The organism is Acidovorax sp. FG60 (assembly GCF_057808995.1).
Genome location: NZ_JBMDJC010000009.1, coordinates 224717 through 241990, shown reverse-complemented (window position 1 = coordinate 241990; position 17274 = coordinate 224717). Strand labels below are relative to the sequence as shown.

Here is a 17274-nt window from a genome sequence, read left to right as displayed (position 1 = left end):
TAGTAGGCCGCCCCGTGACCGAGGTGTGTAGGACATCTTCGACTTTCTGAAGGACGTCTTCCAAGCCCGCTGACCCGGCGCGTGCACGCTGGGCGGTCACGCACCATAAATCCGCACACAACCGCGCCCAGAGGCTTTCGCCAGGTACATCGCGGAATCGGCCTTGCGCAGCAGCTCTTCGGCGTTCGTGGCGTCGGCGGACGACATCACGATGCCTACAGAGGCTCCGATCTGGATGAAATGCGATTCAATCTCCGTCGGCTGGGCAATGGCCTGCACCAGGCGCTCGCCCAGCCGGAGAGCGCTGTCGCGGTCAGAGACGCCACGCTGCAGCAGGGCAAATTCGTCGCCCCCCAGCCGCGCCACCACGTCGTTTTCGCGCGCCGCCTGGGCGAGCTGCCGGGCCACCCACGCCAGCAATTGGTCGCCCACGGCATGTCCGAAGCGGTCGTTGATGGGCTTGAAGCCGTCCAGGTCCACATACAACACGGCAAAGCCCTGGCCCTGGCGCCGCGCATCGGGCACCGCCGCCTGAAGGGTTTGCAGGAAGGCCGAGCGGTTCAGCAACCCCGTGAGTCCATCGTGTTCGGCAACATGCCGTATGCGGTGCTCGGCCTGTTTGCGCTGCGTCACGTCGGTGAAGGTGCGCAGCGCACCTCCACCTTTGATGGGCACGGTCTGGACCTCCAGGATGCGCCCGTCGGGCCGGGGGCGGTCATAGACCTGCTGCTGATCGACCCCGCCGTCACTGTTCAGCAGCATGTCTTGGATCTCTTGCGAGGCCCCGTCAAACTCGCCCCGTGCGCGCAGGTAGGCCAGTACATTCACCAGCGAGGGCTTGGAGGCCATCAGTTCGACGGGCAAATCCAGCAGCTCTAGCGCGCGACGATTGCACAGCTCCACAATGCCCGTGGCACTGATCTTGGCCACGCCCTGGTCCATGTTTTCCAACGTGGCCTCCAGCAGGATGGACTTCTCACGCAGTTGTGCCTCGCTGTCGCGGGCACTGCGCTCTGCCTGGGCAAGCCGACGTTGCTGGCGCTTGAACTCGGTGATATCCACATGTGCATAGAACACGGTCCCGTCCAAGCCCTGCTTGGCGATCACGCGGCTCCAGCGGTTGCGGGGCAAGGGCACCTCAAACGGTGCGCCTGCAAACCGCATGTGTTCGTGCAGGATGGTGAGCCCCTCGTAAAAGGGCGCCATGTCACCCGGCCCATCCGCAGCCCAGGCCCCCCGGTAAATGTCCTCAAAGCTCAGGCCCGTTGCAGCGGCGCGATCAACAAGGCTGTACATCTGCATGAACGGCTCGTTGACCCATTGAATGCGCTGGTCCTCCCCACAGATCATCAAGCCATCGGGAATGCGGTCAAAAAGCTCTGTGCTTTCCACCATGGGGCTGCGCGGATAGCCGGGCTCGTGGATGTTGACATCGCCCACCTTCTCCAGCTTTTCCTGTTCTTGTGGACTTTGGACCGCCTCTGCACGCCAGACCCGCACGCGCCCTACACCGGCGATCGGCAACGACGATACGTGGACCCGCAGGCCCCGGTGCTCAAAGCTGTAGGGGCGCGTCTGTGCACGGTGCCGCTCCACGCCTGCCGCGATGTAGCGGTCGATATTGGGCAGCTCCTGCGCATCCAGCCGCTCGGTGTAAAAGCGCCGCAGATTGGCGTGGTAGGGCTCGCCCACGTAGACATGCCCCTCATGCTCCGGGAAGAACTTGAAGAACGTACGGTTCCATGCGAGCGTGCAATCGTTTTCGTCAAACGCGCACAAGGCAACGTCCAGACCATCCAGGGTGTCGCCGAGAGAGTGGATGAGGCTGAAGATGGGATCGTCGGACATGGTGGTTCGGGGATGCACAAACTCGGTTGCCAGAAGCCCGTGCGCTCCACACTGGCCCCGGTGTTCTGTCTACCCAGTGCGGGGCGCAGACCACCAACAGTCCATTGTGCGGACAGGGCCTTACGGCAAACCATCGCCGGGCACCCTTCGTGCAAGGGAGGCGCGCGGCCTGTCGCATTCAGTCAACATTTTCTTGACCCTCATCAAGTCATCCAACCAGCTGGAGGGACAACCGCCCTCCCCCCGTGTTACGCGTGGACACCCGCGCTCACAGTGCTTCCGGTATGGTGAGGGTCTTGTTTTCTGGAGCCTCCCCCATGACGAAAATCCCTTTTGGCATCTCTGGCAGCCTGGTGGTTGCGGCGCTGATGACGGGTTGCGCCAGCCAAGGCCAGCCCCCGGCCCCCTCTGGCAGCCCGGCGCCGGCAGAGCCCGCGCCAGGCGGCCTGTGCAACGCCCAGCCGGCCCAGTCGGCGGTGGGGCAGAACAGCACGGCATCGGTGGTGGAACTGGCCCGGGTGCGGTCGGGCGCACAAATGGCCCGCGTCCTGCGCCCCGGCCAGATCATCACCAAGGAATTCAATGCCCAGCGGCTCAACCTGGAGGTGGATGCCAACGGCCGCATTGTGGCGGTGCGCTGCGGCTGACCACGCGGGGGACGGTGCGCTGCACACAGCGCCAACCATAGGCAGGTGCGGCGGCGCCACGGCATCAGTGGTAGCCCCGGTCAGTCTGCCAGGAACAGCTCCTGCAGGTCGCTCAGAAAATCAAAGCCCCGCTCTGTCGGGCGAACATGGGTCAGGTCGCGCTCGATCAAACCTTTGCTTTCGGCCGCCTTCAACCCCTTGGCGATGGTGGTCAGCGGCAAACCCGTGCGATCCATGAAATCCTGCAGCGCAAAACCACCGCGCAGGCGCAGGGCGTTGAGCATGTATTCAAACGGAAGCTCGGCCCGGCGCACGTCTTCATCCTGCGCCACAGCCCTGCCGGCCAGGGCGTTGTCCATGTAGCGGCCTGGGTCGCGAAAGCGCACCTGGCGCACCACGCGGTGCGCAAAACTGAGTTTGCTGTGTGCGCCCGCGCCAATGCCCAGGTAGTCACCAAACTGCCAGTAGTTGGTGTTGTGGAAACACTGGTGGCCGGGCTGCGCATAGGCCGATATTTCGTAGCGCGCCATGCCCGCCTGGCCCGTCATCTCGGTGATGCGGTCGAGCATGGCGTAGGCCTGGTCGTCCTCGGGGATGGCTGGGGGAAACTTGGCGAAGTAGGTGTTGGGCTCGATGGTGAGGTGGTAGATGGAGATGTGCGGCGGCTTGAAGGCCAATGCCGTCAACATGTCCTGCTCCAGCTCCTGCGGCGTCTGGCCCGGCAACGCGTACATGATGTCGAGGTTGTAGGTGTCAAACGACGCGGCAGCCTCTTCCACCGCCGCCAAGGCCTGGCTGCGGTCATGCACGCGGCCCAGGGCCTTGAGGTGCTGGTCGTTGAAGCTTTGCACCCCCACCGACAGCCGCGTAACGCCCGCCGCCCGGAAGGCGCGGAAGCGGTCTTTCTCGAACGTGCCGGGGTTGGCCTCCAAGGTGATCTCGCAGTCGGGCGCAAGGAGCAGGCGGGCGCGGATGTCGCCGATCAGCCGGTCAATGGCGGCTGGTGAAAACAGGCTGGGCGTGCCGCCGCCGATGAAGATGCTGTGCACCGTGCGGCCCCAGATGAGGGGCAGCGCGGCTTCCAGGTCGGCCATCAGGGCGTCGATGTAGCGCTGCTCGGGCACCCCGTTGTCACCCGCTCCGTCGCCACGGGCCTCGTGCGAATTGAAGTCGCAGTACGGGCATTTTTTGAGGCACCAGGGCAGGTGCACATACAGCGACAGGGGCGGCAGGCTGGGCAGCTGCAGCAGGCCGGGGCGCATGTAGTGCTGGATGTCGCGCACCACGGCGGGTTCGGCCTCAGCCTGCGGCGTGATCGGGATGTGGGCCACGTTCTTGTCGTCCCTTCTACAGCCAGCGTTCGCGCATCAGCGCCAGCATCTGCGCGGCCGAGCGGCCCCGGTGGCTGTGGGCGTTCTTCACTTCCACAGGCAGCTCGGCAAAGGTCTTGCCGAATTCGGGGATAAACATCACAGGGTCAAAACCAAATCCGTTGCTGCCCCGGGGTTCGGTGGTGATCTCGCCCACCACCCGGCCCACGGCAATCAGCGGCTCAGGGTCTTGCGGGCTGCGCACGGCAACCAGAGTGCTGACCATGGCGGCGCGGCGGTTGGCGACGCCGTGCAACTGCTCCAGCAGGGCGCGCACATTGTTGTCGTCGCTCTTCTCGTAGCCAAACTGGGTGCAGTAGTAGGCGGTATCGACGCCCGGCAGGCCGCCAAAGGCATCCACACACATACCGGCGTCATCCGCCAAGGCGGGCAGGCCGGTGTGGGCCGAGGCAAAGCGGGCTTTGGCCAAGGCATTCTCCACAAAGGTGCGAAATGGCTCTTCGGCCTCACCCACGCCCAAGTCGGCCTGGCGAACCAGCTCGACCCCGAGTGGCGCGAACATGGACTGCAGCTCGGCCAGCTTGCCACGGTTGTTGGATGCTAGAACGATTTTCATGATTCAAATTGGCATCTAGCGCCTATCCATCAAGCGCAAGCAGCTATCAATTAGTGAGCAATATCAGGTTAGAGGGTTAGGGGGTTTCCAGCAGCGCCCGTTGCTGCAACTGCACCAGCTCTGCGATGCCTTTTTCGGCCAGCGCGAGCAGCTGGTCCATCTCCGTCCGGGTAAACGCCACGCCTTCGGCCGTGCCCTGCACTTCCACAAAGTGGCCTGCGCCCGTCATCACAACGTTCATGTCGGTGTCGCAGTCCACGTCTTCCACATATTCCAGGTCCAGCAGCGGCGTGCCCTGCACGATGCCGACCGAGATGGCGGCCACGGGCTGCACCAGGGGGGACTGCGTGATCTTGCCACTGGCCAGCAGCTGGTTGACCGCATCCTGCGCTGCCACCCAGGCGCCGGTGATGGCAGCGGTGCGGGTCCCGCCATCGGCCTGGATCACGTCGCAGTCGAGCTGGATGGTGCGCTCGCCCAGCAGCTTGAGGTCAAACACCGCGCGCAGGCTGCGGCCGATGAGGCGCTGGATCTCTTGCGTGCGGCCGGTCTGTTTGCCCCGCGCGGCCTCGCGGTCACTGCGGGTGTGGGTGGCGCGGGGCAACATGCCGTATTCGGCCGTGACCCAGCCCTCGCCACTGCCGCGCTTGTGGGGCGGCACGCGCTCTTCCACCGAAGCGGTGCAGAGCACTTTGGTGTTGCCGAACTCGATCAGCACCGAGCCCTCGGCATGCATGGTGTAGTGGCGGGTGATGCGCACAGGGCGCAGCTGGTGGGCGGCTCGGTCGCCGGTGCGGGTGAAGGTGGTCATAGAATTTTCAGTAGAAAAACGGGCGAGCCTCATGCATGACCAAAGGCTCGCCCGAAACGCGCGGCCAAGGCCACCGACCGCCGCGCAAGGGCCGCCCAGGCTGCGTAGCTGCGTCTCCCTTGCGTGCACTGGCAGTGTCCCTTTTCCCGAATCGCACAGCGATTCGAGAGAAGGTGGAAGGCGCGCAGCGACTCAGGGGGGTGTCATGCTTTCCGTGCGGCCGAGCGGCGAATGGCTTCGTTGATTTCGGCGATGGACCGCTCGATGGCGGCATCGTCCAGGTCATCCACCAGGCCATCGAGTGGCCCTGCCTGGATAGTGGACGCAAACACGTCGTCGCTGATGCTGTCGGTCGAGACGCCCTGGGTGGATTCGAATGCGTCGGGCGTCTCCCACTCCAGAGCTATCACGGTCACGTTGTCGCTGCTGTCCCCCGCCTTGCGCAGTGCGTCTTCCACCAGCTCGGGCACAGCATGCGACACGGTGTTGCGGCCGAGTTGGGTGGAAATCTCCTCGTCGCTGAGGGTGCCCCACAGCCCATCCGAACACAGCAAAATGCGGTCGCCCTGCTCCAGGTAAACCGGGCCGGTGATGTCATAAATGGGCTTGGTGGGCGAGCCCAGGCAGGTGAACAGCACGTTGCGGTTGATGCGCTCCAGGCCCGGCGGTGGGGAGTTGCGCAGCTCCATGTAGGAGTGGTCGCGGGTGCGTGTGAGCAAATCACCGTCGCGCACCATGTACAGCCGCGAATCGCCACAATGCACCCAGGTGGCCGTGCCGCCCTGCAAAACCGCTGCCACCAGCGTGGTGCGCGGCGTGTCGAGCATGCCCTTGTCGGTGGCGTAGCGCAGGATCTGGTGGTGCGCCGCCAGCAGCGCGCCCGACAGAAACTCCTGCACATCCTTGAGCTGCGGCTTGGCTTGGCGCTGGAACAACGCCGAGATGGTCTGCAGTGCAATCTGTGCAGCCACTTCGCCTTCCGGGTGGCCACCCATGCCGTCGGCCAACACAAACAGGCCCGATTCGCGCGTGTAGCAATAGCCCATGCGGTCTTCGTTCTTCTCGCGGCCACCACGGCGGCTGATCTGGAAAACCGAGAATTTCATAGCGACTCACGCAAAGAGGGCTTCGGGTTCATTTGGGTTTGGCTCCGATACCGGTGGCTTCACCCACCTTTTGCACATTCTTCTTGGTGTCGGACACCAGGGTGTCGAGCTGCAGGCGCATCTTCTCGGCCACCGTCAGTTTGGTGTAGCGGCGCTCGCCCTCGCGGCTGAGTTCCTTTTGCAGAGCAAACACCGACTGCGGGCGCGACAGCGGATCGAGCGCCATGCACCACTCCACCACCTCGATGAGGTTGTCGGAGTACACGCCACGCAGCTTGGTCAGGGCCAGCGAGAGGCGGTCCTTTTCGATGCGCTGGGGCGCCTCGTTGGGCGGAAAGCCTTGCATGCAGGCGTAGATGCAGGCACCTATCGCGTAAATATCGGTCCAGGGGCCCATGGACGAATCGCGGCGGTACATCTCGGGGGCGGCAAAGCCGGGCGTGTACATCGGGCGGATGAAATTGCCCTCTTTGGACAGCACCTCACGCGCAGCGCCAAAGTCGATCATCACGGCCTTGTTGTCGTCGGTGATGAAGATGTTGGCCGGCTTGATATCAAGATGCAGCATCTTGTGCTGGTGCACGATGCGCAGCCCGCGCAGCACCTCGTCGAACAGCGAGCGGATGGTGGATTCGCGGAAGACCTTCTGCGTTTTCAGGTCGCGCGCGGTGATGATGAAGTCCTGCAGGGTCGCACCCTCCAGGTAGTTCATCACCATGTAGACGGTTTCGTTTTCGCGGAAGAAGTTGAGCACGCTCACCACAGAAGCGTGCGAGATCTGTGCCAGCGCCCGGCCTTCTTCAAAGAAGCTCTTGAGCCCCAGCCGGTAGAGCGAGAGTTTTTCGGACTGCACCTTGGGCAGCAGCTCGCCCGGTGCACGCGTGGCCAGCGACGAAGGAAGGTATTCCTTGATGGCGACCTGCTGCCCTTCGGCATCCAGGGCCAGATAGACCACACCAAAGCCGCCAGAAGACAACCGGCGCACCACGCGGTAGCCGCCAATTGCGGTATCGGGCGGCAAAGGAGCCGGCTTGATTTTTGACATATTTTGCGAAGATGACTCGGGGGTGGAGCGGAACCCGGATAATCGCCGGATCGCAAGCAACCATCAAAAAGTCCAATGCCAGTTTACAGCATGACCGGATACGCCAGCGCACAGCATGGCGCATCTGCCACTGGCGCTGAAAACGACACCCGCGCGCCCCAATCACGCAGACTGGGGCTGGAAATCCGCTCGGTCAACAGCCGCTTCCTGGACCTTTCGTTCCGCCTCCCCGATGAACTGCGTGCCATGGAGCCCGCGCTGCGCAGCCTGCTGACCGCCCGCCTCAAGCGCGGCAAGGTTGAAGTCCGCGCCGCCCTGGAGAACGAGGACAGCAACACCCTGCAAGACCCGCCCGCGCGGCTGCTGCAACGGCTCAATTCTTTGCAAGATTCCGTCAAGGCATGGCTGCCGACCGCGGCGCCCCTCACGGTAGCCGACGCCCTGCGCCTGTGCGCCAACGCCCCATCGGGCTCTGAGGACTGGAGCGATGCCGTTCCTGCTTTGGCCGAAGAAGCCCTGACCGCCCTGATGGCCGCCCGCGAACGGGAGGGCAAGCGCCTGGCCACCATGCTGCTGGACCGGGTCAAGCAATTGCGCGCCCTGGCCGAACAGGCCGTCCCCATGGTGCCGCTGCTGGTCGAGCAGCAACGGCTGCGCTTCATGGAGCGCTGGAAGGAAGCCATGGCGCTGACCGACGGTGCCACCCTGCCCGAGGCCGCCCGCGACCGCGCGCTGACCGAAGCCACGGCGTTTGCCATCCGCATTGATGTGGCGGAGGAAATCACCCGGCTGGACTCCCACCTGGACGAGATCGAACGCCTGCTCAAGAAGGGCGGCGAGGTGGGCAAGCGCTTGGACTTCCTGATCCAGGAGCTCCACCGCGAGGCCAATACGCTGGGCTCCAAATCTGCCGCTCTTGACCTGACCCGCATCAGCGTGGACATGAAAGTGCTTATCGAGCAGATGCGCGAGCAAGTACAGAACATCGAATAACACTCATTTTTTGATAGCGCTTCGCGCACATCAACTATGGACTATCCCGGAAATCTCATCGTAGTTGCAGCCCCCAGCGGCGCAGGCAAATCCAGCCTGGTCAAGGCCTTGCTGGAACTGGACTCCCACGTCCACCTGTCGATCTCCCACACCACCCGCGCTCCGCGCGGGCAAGAAAAACATGGCCGCGACTACTACTTTGCGTCGCAATCCGAGTTTGATGCCATGGTGGAAGGCAACGCCTTCGTGGAATGGGCGCATGTACATGGCAACCGCTACGGCACCTCCAAAAAGGCGATCGAGGAGCGCATTGCACAAGGCTCGGACGTGATCCTGGAAATCGACTTTCAGGGCGCGCTGCAGATCAAGGAAGCCTTCGCGAATGCCATCCTCGTGTTCATCCTGCCCCCCAGCTGGGAAGAACTGCGTTCGCGCCTGGAACGACGGGGCGAAGACTCCCCCGATGTCATCGAAGTCCGTCTCAAGAACGCGGCTACCGAGATGGCCCAGGTGAGCAAATTTGACTTCGTTATAATCAATGAGTTGTTTGAGCGCGCGCTTTTCGACCTGAAAGCCGTAGTTCACGCCCAGCGACTCAAGTACGCCGCCCAGCGCCGCGCCCGTGCTGACACCTTCCAGTCGCTCAATATCACCTGAATCCCCGGAGTAAAACGATGGCACGCATCACCGTAGAAGACTGTCTGGAAAAGATCCCCAACCGCTTCCAGCTCGTGTTGGCCGCCACGTACCGTGCCCGCATGCTGAGCCAGGGCCACGCTCCCCGCATCGAAAGCCGCAACAAGCCTGCCGTGACCGCCCTGCGGGAAATCGCAGAAGGCAAGGTTGGCCTGGAAATGCTCAAGAAGGTTCCTGGTTGAGCTTTTTCCTGGGCGCAGCCCGCAAAGAGCACCGCGACAGCGGTGCTTTTTTTTGCCCCAAAGTCTCCTGATGCGCTCCCGCGCTACATTTAAGGCATGAACGCGGTGCTCAACTCACCTTCTGCAACGCAAGCCCGCCCCGGCGAAGTACCAACGGCGGGAACTTTGTCGGCAGCCGCAGCGGCCGCCAATGCGGCTGCGGCCAGCTTTGCTGCGCTGACAGACAGCCTCGACTACCTGGACGCGACCAGCATCGAACAGGTGCGCCAAGCCTATCGTTTCGCTGACGAGGCCCACCTGGGTCAGTTGCGCAACAGCGGTGAGCCCTACATCACGCACCCCATTGCCGTGGCTGCACAGTGCGCTACCTGGAAATTGGACGCCCAGGCGCTGATGGCCGCCCTGCTGCACGATGCCATGGAAGACTGTGGCGTCACCAAAGCAGACCTGATAGACCGCTTTGGCGCCCCCGTGGCTGAACTGGTAGATGGGCTGACCAAGCTCGACAAGCTGCAGTTCAACACCCGCGAAGAGAACCAGGCCGAGTCTTTCCGCAAGATGCTGCTGGCCATGGCGCGCGACGTGCGCGTCATCCTCATCAAGCTGGCAGACCGCACGCACAACATGCGCACGCTGTCGGACATGCCGCGCAGCAAATGGGGCCGCATCTCCTCGGAGACGCTGGAGATCTATGCACCCATTGCCCACCGCCTGGGCCTTAACCAGACTTACCGGGAATTGCAGGATCTGGCCTTTCGGCACCTGCACCCATGGCGCTACGCCACGCTGTCCAAGGCAGTCAACAAATCACGCAACCGCAGGCGCGATCTGGTGCAAAAGGTTCAGGCCGAGGTGGACACCGCCTTCTCCAAGATCGGTATGAAGGTCCGCCTTGCCGGCCGCGAGAAAACGCTGTACGCCATCTACCAGAAGATGGACCTCAAGCACCTGAGTTTTGCCCAGGTCACCGATATTTACGGATTCAGGGTGATCGTACCCACGGTGACAGACTGCTACACCGCCCTGGGCGTGCTCCACCAGATGTACAAGCCGGTTCCTGGCAAGTTCAAGGACCACATCGCCATCGCCAAGCTCAATGGCTACCAATCCCTGCACACCACCTTGGTGGGCCCTTCCGGCGTGAACATCGAATTCCAGATGCGTACGGACGAGATGCATGTCATCGCCGAGGCTGGTGTGGCCGCGCACTGGTTGTACAAGGCGCAGGACGGCGATGGCACATCGGCCGAGCGACTAGGGACCAAGTGGCTGCAGTCCCTGCTGGACATCCAGAACGAGACCCGCGATGCCGCCGAGTTCTGGGACCATGTCAAGGTGGACCTGTTCCCGGACGCTGTCTACGTTTTCACCCCCAAGAGCCAGATCATGGCCCTGCCTCGCGGAGCTACCGTGGTGGACTTTGCCTACGCCATCCACAGCAACGTTGGCGACCGCACCACGGCGGCAAAAATCAACAATGAGCAAGTGCCCCTGCGCACCGAACTCAAGAATGGCGATGTGGTGGAGATCATCACAGCCCCGGTATCCACGCCCAACCCGGCCTGGCTGGGTTTTGTGCGCACGGGCCGCGCACGCTCCAAGATCCGGCACTACCTGAAAACGCTGGCACAGACCGAATCGGAAGGCCTGGGCGAGAAGCTGCTGACCCAGGCCATCCGGGCGGAAGGCCTGGAGCAGCTCCCTCCCCAGGACGCAGAGACCCAACCGATGTGGGACAAACTGCTGCGCTTTACAGGAAACCGCACCCGCAGCGAACTGATGACGGACCTGGGCCTGGGCAGGCGCATCGCCAGCATCGTGGCCAAGCGACTCATGGTGCTGATGTCCGAACACGGCCATCGTCCTGATGCGCTGCTCATGACACGGGAGCGCTACACATCCCACGAGACGCTTTCGCAAGGAGCGGTAACTCTGGATGGCAGCGAAAATGCCTCGGTGCAGTACGCATCCTGTTGCCGCCCAGTACCTGGCGACAGCATCGTGGGCTATCTGGGCCGTGGCGAGGGCCTGGTGGTGCACAACGCCCACTGCACGGTGGCCAAGCGGCTGCAGCACAAGGACAGCGAGCGCTTCATTGCGGTGGACTGGTCGGACGAGCCCACGCGCATGTTCGAAACCGGGGTCGTGGTGACTGTCACCAACGGCAAAGGTGTGCTCGCCCGCGTGGCCGCTGAACTGGCCAATTCAGAAGCTGACATCACCCATGTGGATATGGATGACGAGGCGGCCCTCGACACCACGGACTTGCGCTTCATTGTGGCGGTGCGAGATCAGACCCACCTCGAAACCGCACTGCGCAACTTGCGGCGCACCCAGGCCGTCATTCGCGCTGCACGCATCACCCCGCGGGCCACGTAAGCACTTCACAGCGCTGAGCGGCGCAATCAACCCATGCTGGGCTTGGCGTAAAGCGGCGTTGCGGACCCCGCTCAGTCCGCATGCGCGGCGCGCTGCGGATACTGCACTGCCACCACTTCAAGGCTTCGCACGCCTCCTGGCGTAGGCAGCATCACCTCGTCACCCACATGGGCCTTCAAGAGCGCACGCGCCACCGGCGAGATCCAGCTCACCTGCGATTCCCGGCTGTCTGCCTCATCGATGCCCATGATGGTGATCGTGCGCTCTATACCTTCGTCATCGATGTACGTGACTGTGGAGCCGAAAAACACCTGATTGCTGCCCGCATGCAGGCTGGGATCCACCACTTCGGCAATCTCGAGCCGCTTGGTGAGAAAGCGGATGCGCCGATCAATCTCTCGCAAACGTTTCTTGCCGTAGAGATAGTCGCCATTTTCAGACCGATCACCGTTGCTGGCAGCCCAGTGCACGGCTTCGACCACTTTGGGCCGCTCGTTGTCAATCAGGTCCAGCAACTCATCACGCAGGCGCGCGTATCCTGCCGGAGTGATGTAGTTCTTGCCGCCCGCAGGCAACGCAGGCAACACCAATTCATCCTCGTCGGAAGCATCGGTTTCTTTGGTAAAGGCCTTGCTCATGGAAGATCTCCCCCGTCAGCGAGAAACGCTTTGACAAATGAAAAAGCCTGCAATCTTTCGATTGCAGGCTTTAAACATTGGTGCGGCTGGCAGGAATCGAACCCACGACCCCTTGGTTCGTAGCCAAGTACTCTATCCAGCTGAGCTACAGCCGCTAAGCTTCGAATTATAGCATGATTTCTTGGCAACCCCTGAAATCAACATTTTTACTATCACCTGCCACATGGGCCTGATCAGCAAAAGCTCAATTCAACGCAAGCCGCAATTGTAATGCACTCCAGAGACTCCAAAAGAAGAAAGGCGCACATTGCGACAAGAAAACTGGCCGTGATCGTGATGATCGCCCATTCGAATGAATGGGTGGTAGGGCGTGTTGGACTTGAACCAACGACCAAAGGATTATGAGTCCTCTGCTCTAACCAACTGAGCTAACGCCCCAAGCCATGCTCCAGCGCTATACAACGGGGCAAGCGCCGTATTGTAGGGGCTTTACTTGCGATGGCTGAGTGCGTTGGACACCAGCTTTGATGTGATGTCCACGATCTGAATCATCCGGTCATATGGCATGCGCGTGGGGCCGATCACGCCCAGCGTCCCGACCACTTTGCCGTCTACCTCATACGGAGCACTGACGATGGACAGCTCCTCAAAAGGCACGACATGGCTTTCACCGCCAATGTAGATGCGCACTCCCTCGGCCTGGCTGGAGATATCCAGCAACCGCAGAATCTGGGTTTTCTGTTCGAACAGATCGAAAGCACGTCGCAAGTTGCCCATGTCGCTGGAGAAATCACTGACCGCCAGCAGGTTGCGCTCACCAGAAATCACGACCTCGTCCTGCGCTTGGGACAAAGCCTCAGACCCCACATTCACCGCAGCCTGCATGAGCGAAGCGATCTCGCCGCGCAGCACATCCACCTCAGATTTCAGGCGCTCACGCACTTGCTCCATCGCAAGCCCCGCGTAATGCGCGTTCAGAAAGTTGGAAGCCTCAATGAGTTGCGACTGGGAGTAGTCCACGTCCGTGAAGATCACTCGATTTTGAACGTCGCCCTCGGGCGAAACGATGATGACCAAAAATCTCCGCTCGGACAGCCTCAAGAACTCAATATGGCGGAAGACCGATGTTCTGCGTGGTGCCATAACGACACCGACGAACTGAGAAAGATTGGATAGCAACTGGGCAGCGTTGGCGATCACCTTTTGCGGCTGTTCGGGCGCAAGCTGGGGAGGGGTCAGAGGGTCCCGCTGCACTGTCAGCATGGTGTCCACAAACAGCCGATAACCTCGTGCAGTAGGAATGCGACCGGCTGAGGTGTGGGGACTCGCGATCAGCCCTAACTCCTCCAGATCCGCCATGACGTTACGGATAGTGGCTGGAGACAAATCCAGCCCAGACGCGCGCGACAACGTGCGGGATCCGACGGGCTGCCCATCGGCGATGTAGCGCTCGACCAGCGCTTTGAGCAACAACTTGGCACGGTCATCGAGCATGGAATGATTTTAATGATGTAATTTCGCGATGACGTCCAATTTCCGCCATGTCGCACTGATAGGCAAGTACCAAGCTTCTTCGGCGGGCTCCATCGGTGAAAGCTCCCGCCAGGCCCTGGAAGACATCGCCCATTTTCTTGAACGCCAGGGTTGCGAAGTGATGCTGGAAGCTGAGACCGCAAGCAACACCGGGCTCACACACTATCCAGTCCTGAATGTAGACGAGATAGGCAGTCGATGCGATCTGGGCCTGGTGGTCGGAGGCGACGGCACCATGCTGGGCATAGGTCGGCGGCTCGCCCGGTTTGGGACGCCCCTGATCGGCATCAACCAGGGACGGCTTGGCTTCATCACCGACATTCCTTTCGATACCTATCAGGCCACTCTGCCCCCCATGCTCCAGGGCGAATACGAGGAAGACTTGCGACCGCTGATGCACGCAACGGTCGTGCGCGACGAGCGCGTCGTCTTCGAAGCCCTCGCGATGAACGATGTCGTTGTGAACCGAGGCGCGACTTCAGGCATGGTGGAATTGCGGGTCGAGGTCGGCGGCCGATTTGTGGCGAACCAACGCGCAGACGGGCTCATCATCGCCTCACCCACAGGGTCAACGGCGTATTCGCTGTCAGCCGGTGGCCCCATGCTTCATCCCTCCATTCCTGGATGGGTGCTGGTGCCCATCGCCCCTCATACGCTCTCCAACCGACCGATTGTTCTGTCGGATGCCACCGAGGTGGCGGTTGAGGTTGTGAGTGGCCGGGATGTCAGTGCCAACTTTGACATGCAGTCACTGGCCTCACTGCTACATGGTGACCGCATTCTGGTGAAAAGGTCAGAGCACTGCGTGCGGTTTCTCCATCCTCAAGGCTGGAACTACTTTGCCACCCTGCGCAAAAAATTGCGCTGGAACGAAGGGGGCTCCTGACCATGGCGCTCCGGCGGATTACCCTGCGCGATTTTGTGATCGTTCAAGCGCTTGAACTTGACCTAAGTTCCGGCTTCACCGTGCTGACGGGAGAAACAGGCGCTGGGAAATCCATCCTGATTGATGCACTGCAACTCGTTTTGGGCGCACGCTCCGATGCAGGTGTGGTTCGCGAAGGCGCTGACAAAGCGGATCTTTGCGCTGAGTTCGATTGCCCACCCCATCTCCAGCCATGGCTCGAGGACGCGGGTTTTGACATTGATGAGCTGTTGCTTTTGCGTCGGACCGTGGACTCTCAGGGCAAAAGCAGGGCTTGGATCAATGGCACCCCAGCCACTGCTGCCCAGCTGCGGACTTTGGGAGACAGCCTGCTTGACATCCACGGGCAGCATGCTTGGCAAAGCCTTACAAGACCCGACTCGGTACGCGGCCTGCTGGACGCATTTGCAGGGGTGCACACATCAGAAACCGCAGCGCTCTGGGCACAATGGCGAAAGGATCAAAAAGCCCTGGAGCAAGCACGCCTGGCCCAGGCTAATTTGCAGCAGGAAAGTGAGCGTCTGCAATGGCAGATCAACGAGGTGGACAAGCTCGCACCCATTGATGGCGAATGGGAAGAACTCGACGCACAACATAAACGCCTCTCACATGCGCAGGCGCTGCTGGAAGGGGCAGAGGGCGCTATCCAAGCCCTCCAAGATGAAGATGCTGGTGCACTGACTGGGCTTGCACGCGCGCACGATCTTATCCAAAGCCACGAGCATATTGAGCCCGAGTTCGCACCGCTCGCAGACATCCTTTCTTCCAGCCTCGCACAAGCCAGCGACGTGCTCCACTCGCTGCAGCTGTATCTGAGGCACGTGGAAATAGATCCACAGCGTCTGGCCGAACTCGACACCCGCATTTCGCTCTGGATGACCTTGGCACGCCGTTACAAGCGCACGCCAGCAGAGCTGCCGGCTCTACACCAGAGCTGGAAGGAGGAGATGCGCCGGCTGGACGCAGCGACAGATCTGGAACGACTGGAGACCGCCGAGGCCGCCAGTGCCAAGGCCTACCACGCGTCGGCACGTGCGCTGTCTCTGGGTCGCGCCAAAGCCGCCCCGAAACTGTCTCACGCCATTACCCAAGCCATGCAGGGCCTGGGCATGGAGGGAGGAAAATTCGAGGTTTCCATGACCAAGGCCTCAGAGCCCTCGCACCACGGCATCGATGACGTGGTATTCCTCGTCGCGGGCCATCCCGGGATGACACCCAAACCCATCGGCAAAGTCGCATCGGGCGGCGAACTCTCCCGCATTTCGCTGGCCATCGCTGTAACAACCAGTGAATTGGGTATGGCCCCCACGCTCATCTTTGATGAAGTGGACTCTGGCGTAGGGGGGGCGGTGGCTGAAACAGTGGGGCGGCTGATGCAACAGCTTGGCAGCGACCGTCAGGTGCTCGCGGTCACCCACCTGCCGCAGGTGGCGGCTTGCGCACACCACCACCTCAAGGTGGCCAAACGCAAGAGCCCGAATGGCTCCACCAGCGCCGTATCGACGGTGCAGGGCGAGAACCGTGTGGCAGAAATTGCCCGCATGCTGGGCGGCGAACGATCCACCCAGACTACGCTCGCCCACGCGAGCGAGATGCTGGATCTCGCGGCCGTTGCACGAGAAGGACATGGCTGATGGCACTTGAAATCGTTTTAATCACGGGTATGTCGGGATCAGGAAAGTCCGTGGCGCTGCATGCGCTGGAGGACGCAGGGTATTACTGCGTAGACAACCTGCCCCCAGAACTGCTGCCAGCTTTTGTGGCGCTGGAACACCGTCACCACGGCAACCGCGTTGCTATCGCGATGGACGTTCGAAGTGCCACCTCATTGCATCAGGTTCCACAGGAGCTGAGTCGGCTCAGGAGCGAGGGCGTTTCGGTGCAATCGGTTTTCCTCGACGCCACCATCGATACGCTTGTCAGGCGTTTCTCAGAAACACGCAGACGCCACCCGCTGTCGCACGACGATCTTCAACAGGGTCGAAAAGCACTCGTGCAGATTATCGAATTGGAGCGCGAGTTGCTGGCGGAACTGCGAGAACAGTCGCATGTGATCGACACAAGCACCATACGGGCTTCACAGCTCCAAAGCTACGTGAAGAGTTTGCTTGTCACCACCCGGGGACAGATGACCCTGGTATTCCAGTCTTTTGCATTCAAGCGTGGCATACCGATGGACGCTGACTACGTCTTTGATGTGCGAATGTTGCCGAACCCACACTATGAACCTGCGCTGCGGGATCTGACGGGGCTGGACGAACCTGTCGCCCATTTCCTGCGCCAACAACCCGATGTGTCGCTGATGCAGGCGCATATCGAGCAATTTCTCGCGCACTGGCTGGAAATGCTTGACCGGAACCACCGCAGTTATGTCACGGTCGCGGTGGGCTGCACTGGCGGCCAGCACCGCTCGGTCTACTTGGTGGAACGACTAGCCGATGTTTTGAGCAGCCGCTGGGCAACCCTGAAGAGACACCGAGAGCTGGACGGACGCTGATATCTACGCAACAAAGCCTGGGCACGC

General features: G+C 61.6%; 16 protein-coding genes and 2 tRNA genes. 8 read left to right on the top strand and 10 right to left on the bottom strand.

Translation table 11 applies throughout. The features are described from left to right. Nucleotides 1-96: 96 nt before the first annotated feature. Nucleotides 97-1848: a GGDEF domain-containing protein gene (locus ACODS0_RS15710; RefSeq protein ID WP_055399028.1), complete on the bottom strand. Its 1752-nt coding sequence runs from the start codon at nt 1846-1848 to the stop codon at nt 97-99. A gap of 317 nt (nt 1849-2165) precedes the next feature. On the opposite strand from ACODS0_RS15710, the gene ACODS0_RS15705 reads away from it, so the two are divergent. Then, nucleotides 2166-2495 carry an I78 family peptidase inhibitor gene (locus ACODS0_RS15705; protein WP_082437489.1) on the top strand — a complete coding sequence of 110 codons (330 nt, stop codon included), beginning with the start codon at nt 2166-2168 and terminating at the stop codon, nt 2493-2495. Nucleotides 2496-2575: 80 nt separating this feature from the next. Here the strand turns inward: ACODS0_RS15705 and hemW are convergent, their stop codons facing one another. From hemW to ACODS0_RS15680, 5 genes are all read right to left on the bottom strand, one after another. Then, nucleotides 2576-3826, bottom strand: a complete 1251-nt coding sequence (gene hemW, locus ACODS0_RS15700) for a radical SAM family heme chaperone HemW (protein WP_228898689.1) — start codon at nt 3824-3826, stop codon at nt 2576-2578. 16 nt (nt 3827-3842) lie between these two features. Further along, entirely contained in the window at nt 3843-4442 is a 600-nt protein-coding gene (gene rdgB / locus ACODS0_RS15695) for an RdgB/HAM1 family non-canonical purine NTP pyrophosphatase (RefSeq protein WP_055399032.1), read from the bottom strand. Between the two features lie 76 nt (nt 4443-4518). Next, nucleotides 4519-5253, bottom strand: coding sequence for a ribonuclease PH (rph, locus tag ACODS0_RS15690; protein WP_121507388.1), 735 nt, complete (start codon nt 5251-5253; stop codon nt 4519-4521). 203 nt (nt 5254-5456) lie between these two features. Further along, a complete protein-coding gene (locus tag ACODS0_RS15685; RefSeq protein WP_431152021.1) occupies nt 5457-6359 on the bottom strand; it encodes a PP2C family protein-serine/threonine phosphatase in 903 nt (300 codons plus the stop codon). A gap of 28 nt (nt 6360-6387) precedes the next feature. Further along, nucleotides 6388-7404: a serine/threonine protein kinase gene (locus ACODS0_RS15680; RefSeq protein WP_008905072.1), complete on the bottom strand. Its 1017-nt coding sequence runs from the start codon at nt 7402-7404 to the stop codon at nt 6388-6390. 75 nt (nt 7405-7479) lie between these two features. On the opposite strand from ACODS0_RS15680, the gene ACODS0_RS15675 reads away from it, so the two are divergent. From ACODS0_RS15675 to ACODS0_RS15660, 4 genes are all read left to right on the top strand, one after another. Continuing rightward, on the top strand, nt 7480-8397 hold the full coding sequence (locus ACODS0_RS15675) for a YicC/YloC family endoribonuclease (RefSeq protein WP_121422508.1): 918 nt from the start codon (nt 7480-7482) through the stop codon (nt 8395-8397). A 36-nt stretch (nt 8398-8433) separates the two neighbouring features. Beyond that, nucleotides 8434-9054, top strand: coding sequence for a guanylate kinase (gmk, locus tag ACODS0_RS15670; RefSeq protein ID WP_055399040.1), 621 nt, complete (start codon nt 8434-8436; stop codon nt 9052-9054). 17 nt (nt 9055-9071) lie between these two features. Further along, on the top strand, nt 9072-9275 hold the full coding sequence (rpoZ, locus tag ACODS0_RS15665; protein ID WP_005794722.1) for a DNA-directed RNA polymerase subunit omega: 204 nt from the start codon (nt 9072-9074) through the stop codon (nt 9273-9275). 96 nt (nt 9276-9371) lie between these two features. Next, nucleotides 9372-11654, top strand: coding sequence for a RelA/SpoT family protein (locus ACODS0_RS15660; RefSeq protein ID WP_488835919.1), 2283 nt, complete (start codon nt 9372-9374; stop codon nt 11652-11654). 71 nt (nt 11655-11725) lie between these two features. Here the strand turns inward: ACODS0_RS15660 and greB are convergent, their stop codons facing one another. From greB to hrcA, 4 genes are all read right to left on the bottom strand, one after another. Beyond that, nucleotides 11726-12292 carry a transcription elongation factor GreB gene (greB, locus tag ACODS0_RS15655; RefSeq protein ID WP_488835918.1) on the bottom strand — a complete coding sequence of 189 codons (567 nt, stop codon included), beginning with the start codon at nt 12290-12292 and terminating at the stop codon, nt 11726-11728. Between the two features lie 78 nt (nt 12293-12370). After that, nucleotides 12371-12447, bottom strand: a tRNA-Arg gene (locus ACODS0_RS15650). 206 nt (nt 12448-12653) lie between these two features. Continuing rightward, a tRNA-Ile gene (locus ACODS0_RS15645) sits at nt 12654-12730 on the bottom strand. Nucleotides 12731-12781: 51 nt separating this feature from the next. Then, complete coding sequence (gene hrcA, locus ACODS0_RS15640) at nt 12782-13786, bottom strand: heat-inducible transcriptional repressor HrcA (protein ID WP_055399047.1); 1005 nt, start codon at nt 13784-13786, stop codon at nt 12782-12784. A 28-nt stretch (nt 13787-13814) separates the two neighbouring features. On the opposite strand from hrcA, the gene ACODS0_RS15635 reads away from it, so the two are divergent. From ACODS0_RS15635 to rapZ, 3 genes are read left to right on the top strand one after another with little or no spacing between them, the layout of a single operon-like run. Then, nucleotides 13815-14711, top strand: a complete 897-nt coding sequence (locus ACODS0_RS15635; RefSeq protein ID WP_055399049.1) for an NAD kinase — start codon at nt 13815-13817, stop codon at nt 14709-14711. Between the two features lie 2 nt (nt 14712-14713). Then, nucleotides 14714-16384, top strand: a complete 1671-nt coding sequence (gene recN / locus ACODS0_RS15630) for a DNA repair protein RecN (protein ID WP_488835917.1) — start codon at nt 14714-14716, stop codon at nt 16382-16384. Further along, a complete protein-coding gene (gene rapZ / locus ACODS0_RS15625) occupies nt 16384-17247 on the top strand; it encodes an RNase adapter RapZ (protein WP_121422498.1) in 864 nt (287 codons plus the stop codon). The genes recN and rapZ overlap by 1 nt, the downstream gene beginning before the upstream one ends. The last annotated feature ends 27 nt before the right edge of the window (nt 17248-17274 follow it).

Excerpts from the sequence above, each read along its gene's own strand:
- ACODS0_RS15705 (WP_082437489.1), top strand. The coding sequence starts at position 2,166 with ATGACGAAAATCCCTTTTGGCATCTCTGGCAGCCTGGTGGTTGCGGCG.
- ACODS0_RS15685 (WP_431152021.1), bottom strand. The coding sequence starts at position 6,359 with ATGAAATTCTCGGTTTTCCAGATCAGCCGCCGTGGTGGCCGCGAGAAG.
- recN (WP_488835917.1), top strand. The coding sequence starts at position 14,714 with ATGGCGCTCCGGCGGATTACCCTGCGCGATTTTGTGATCGTTCAAGCG.
- ACODS0_RS15710 (WP_055399028.1), bottom strand. The coding sequence starts at position 1,848 with ATGTCCGACGATCCCATCTTCAGCCTCATCCACTCTCTCGGCGACACC.
- rdgB (WP_055399032.1), bottom strand. The coding sequence starts at position 4,442 with ATGAAAATCGTTCTAGCATCCAACAACCGTGGCAAGCTGGCCGAGCTG.
- ACODS0_RS15680 (WP_008905072.1), bottom strand. The coding sequence starts at position 7,404 with ATGTCAAAAATCAAGCCGGCTCCTTTGCCGCCCGATACCGCAATTGGC.
- rph (WP_121507388.1), bottom strand. The coding sequence starts at position 5,253 with ATGACCACCTTCACCCGCACCGGCGACCGAGCCGCCCACCAGCTGCGC.
- hrcA (WP_055399047.1), bottom strand. The coding sequence starts at position 13,786 with ATGCTCGATGACCGTGCCAAGTTGTTGCTCAAAGCGCTGGTCGAGCGC.
- ACODS0_RS15675 (WP_121422508.1), top strand. The coding sequence starts at position 7,480 with ATGCCAGTTTACAGCATGACCGGATACGCCAGCGCACAGCATGGCGCA.
- ACODS0_RS15660 (WP_488835919.1), top strand. The coding sequence starts at position 9,372 with ATGAACGCGGTGCTCAACTCACCTTCTGCAACGCAAGCCCGCCCCGGC.
- gmk (WP_055399040.1), top strand. The coding sequence starts at position 8,434 with ATGGACTATCCCGGAAATCTCATCGTAGTTGCAGCCCCCAGCGGCGCA.
- ACODS0_RS15635 (WP_055399049.1), top strand. The coding sequence starts at position 13,815 with ATGACGTCCAATTTCCGCCATGTCGCACTGATAGGCAAGTACCAAGCT.
- greB (WP_488835918.1), bottom strand. The coding sequence starts at position 12,292 with ATGAGCAAGGCCTTTACCAAAGAAACCGATGCTTCCGACGAGGATGAA.
- rpoZ (WP_005794722.1), top strand. The coding sequence starts at position 9,072 with ATGGCACGCATCACCGTAGAAGACTGTCTGGAAAAGATCCCCAACCGC.
- rapZ (WP_121422498.1), top strand. The coding sequence starts at position 16,384 with ATGGCACTTGAAATCGTTTTAATCACGGGTATGTCGGGATCAGGAAAG.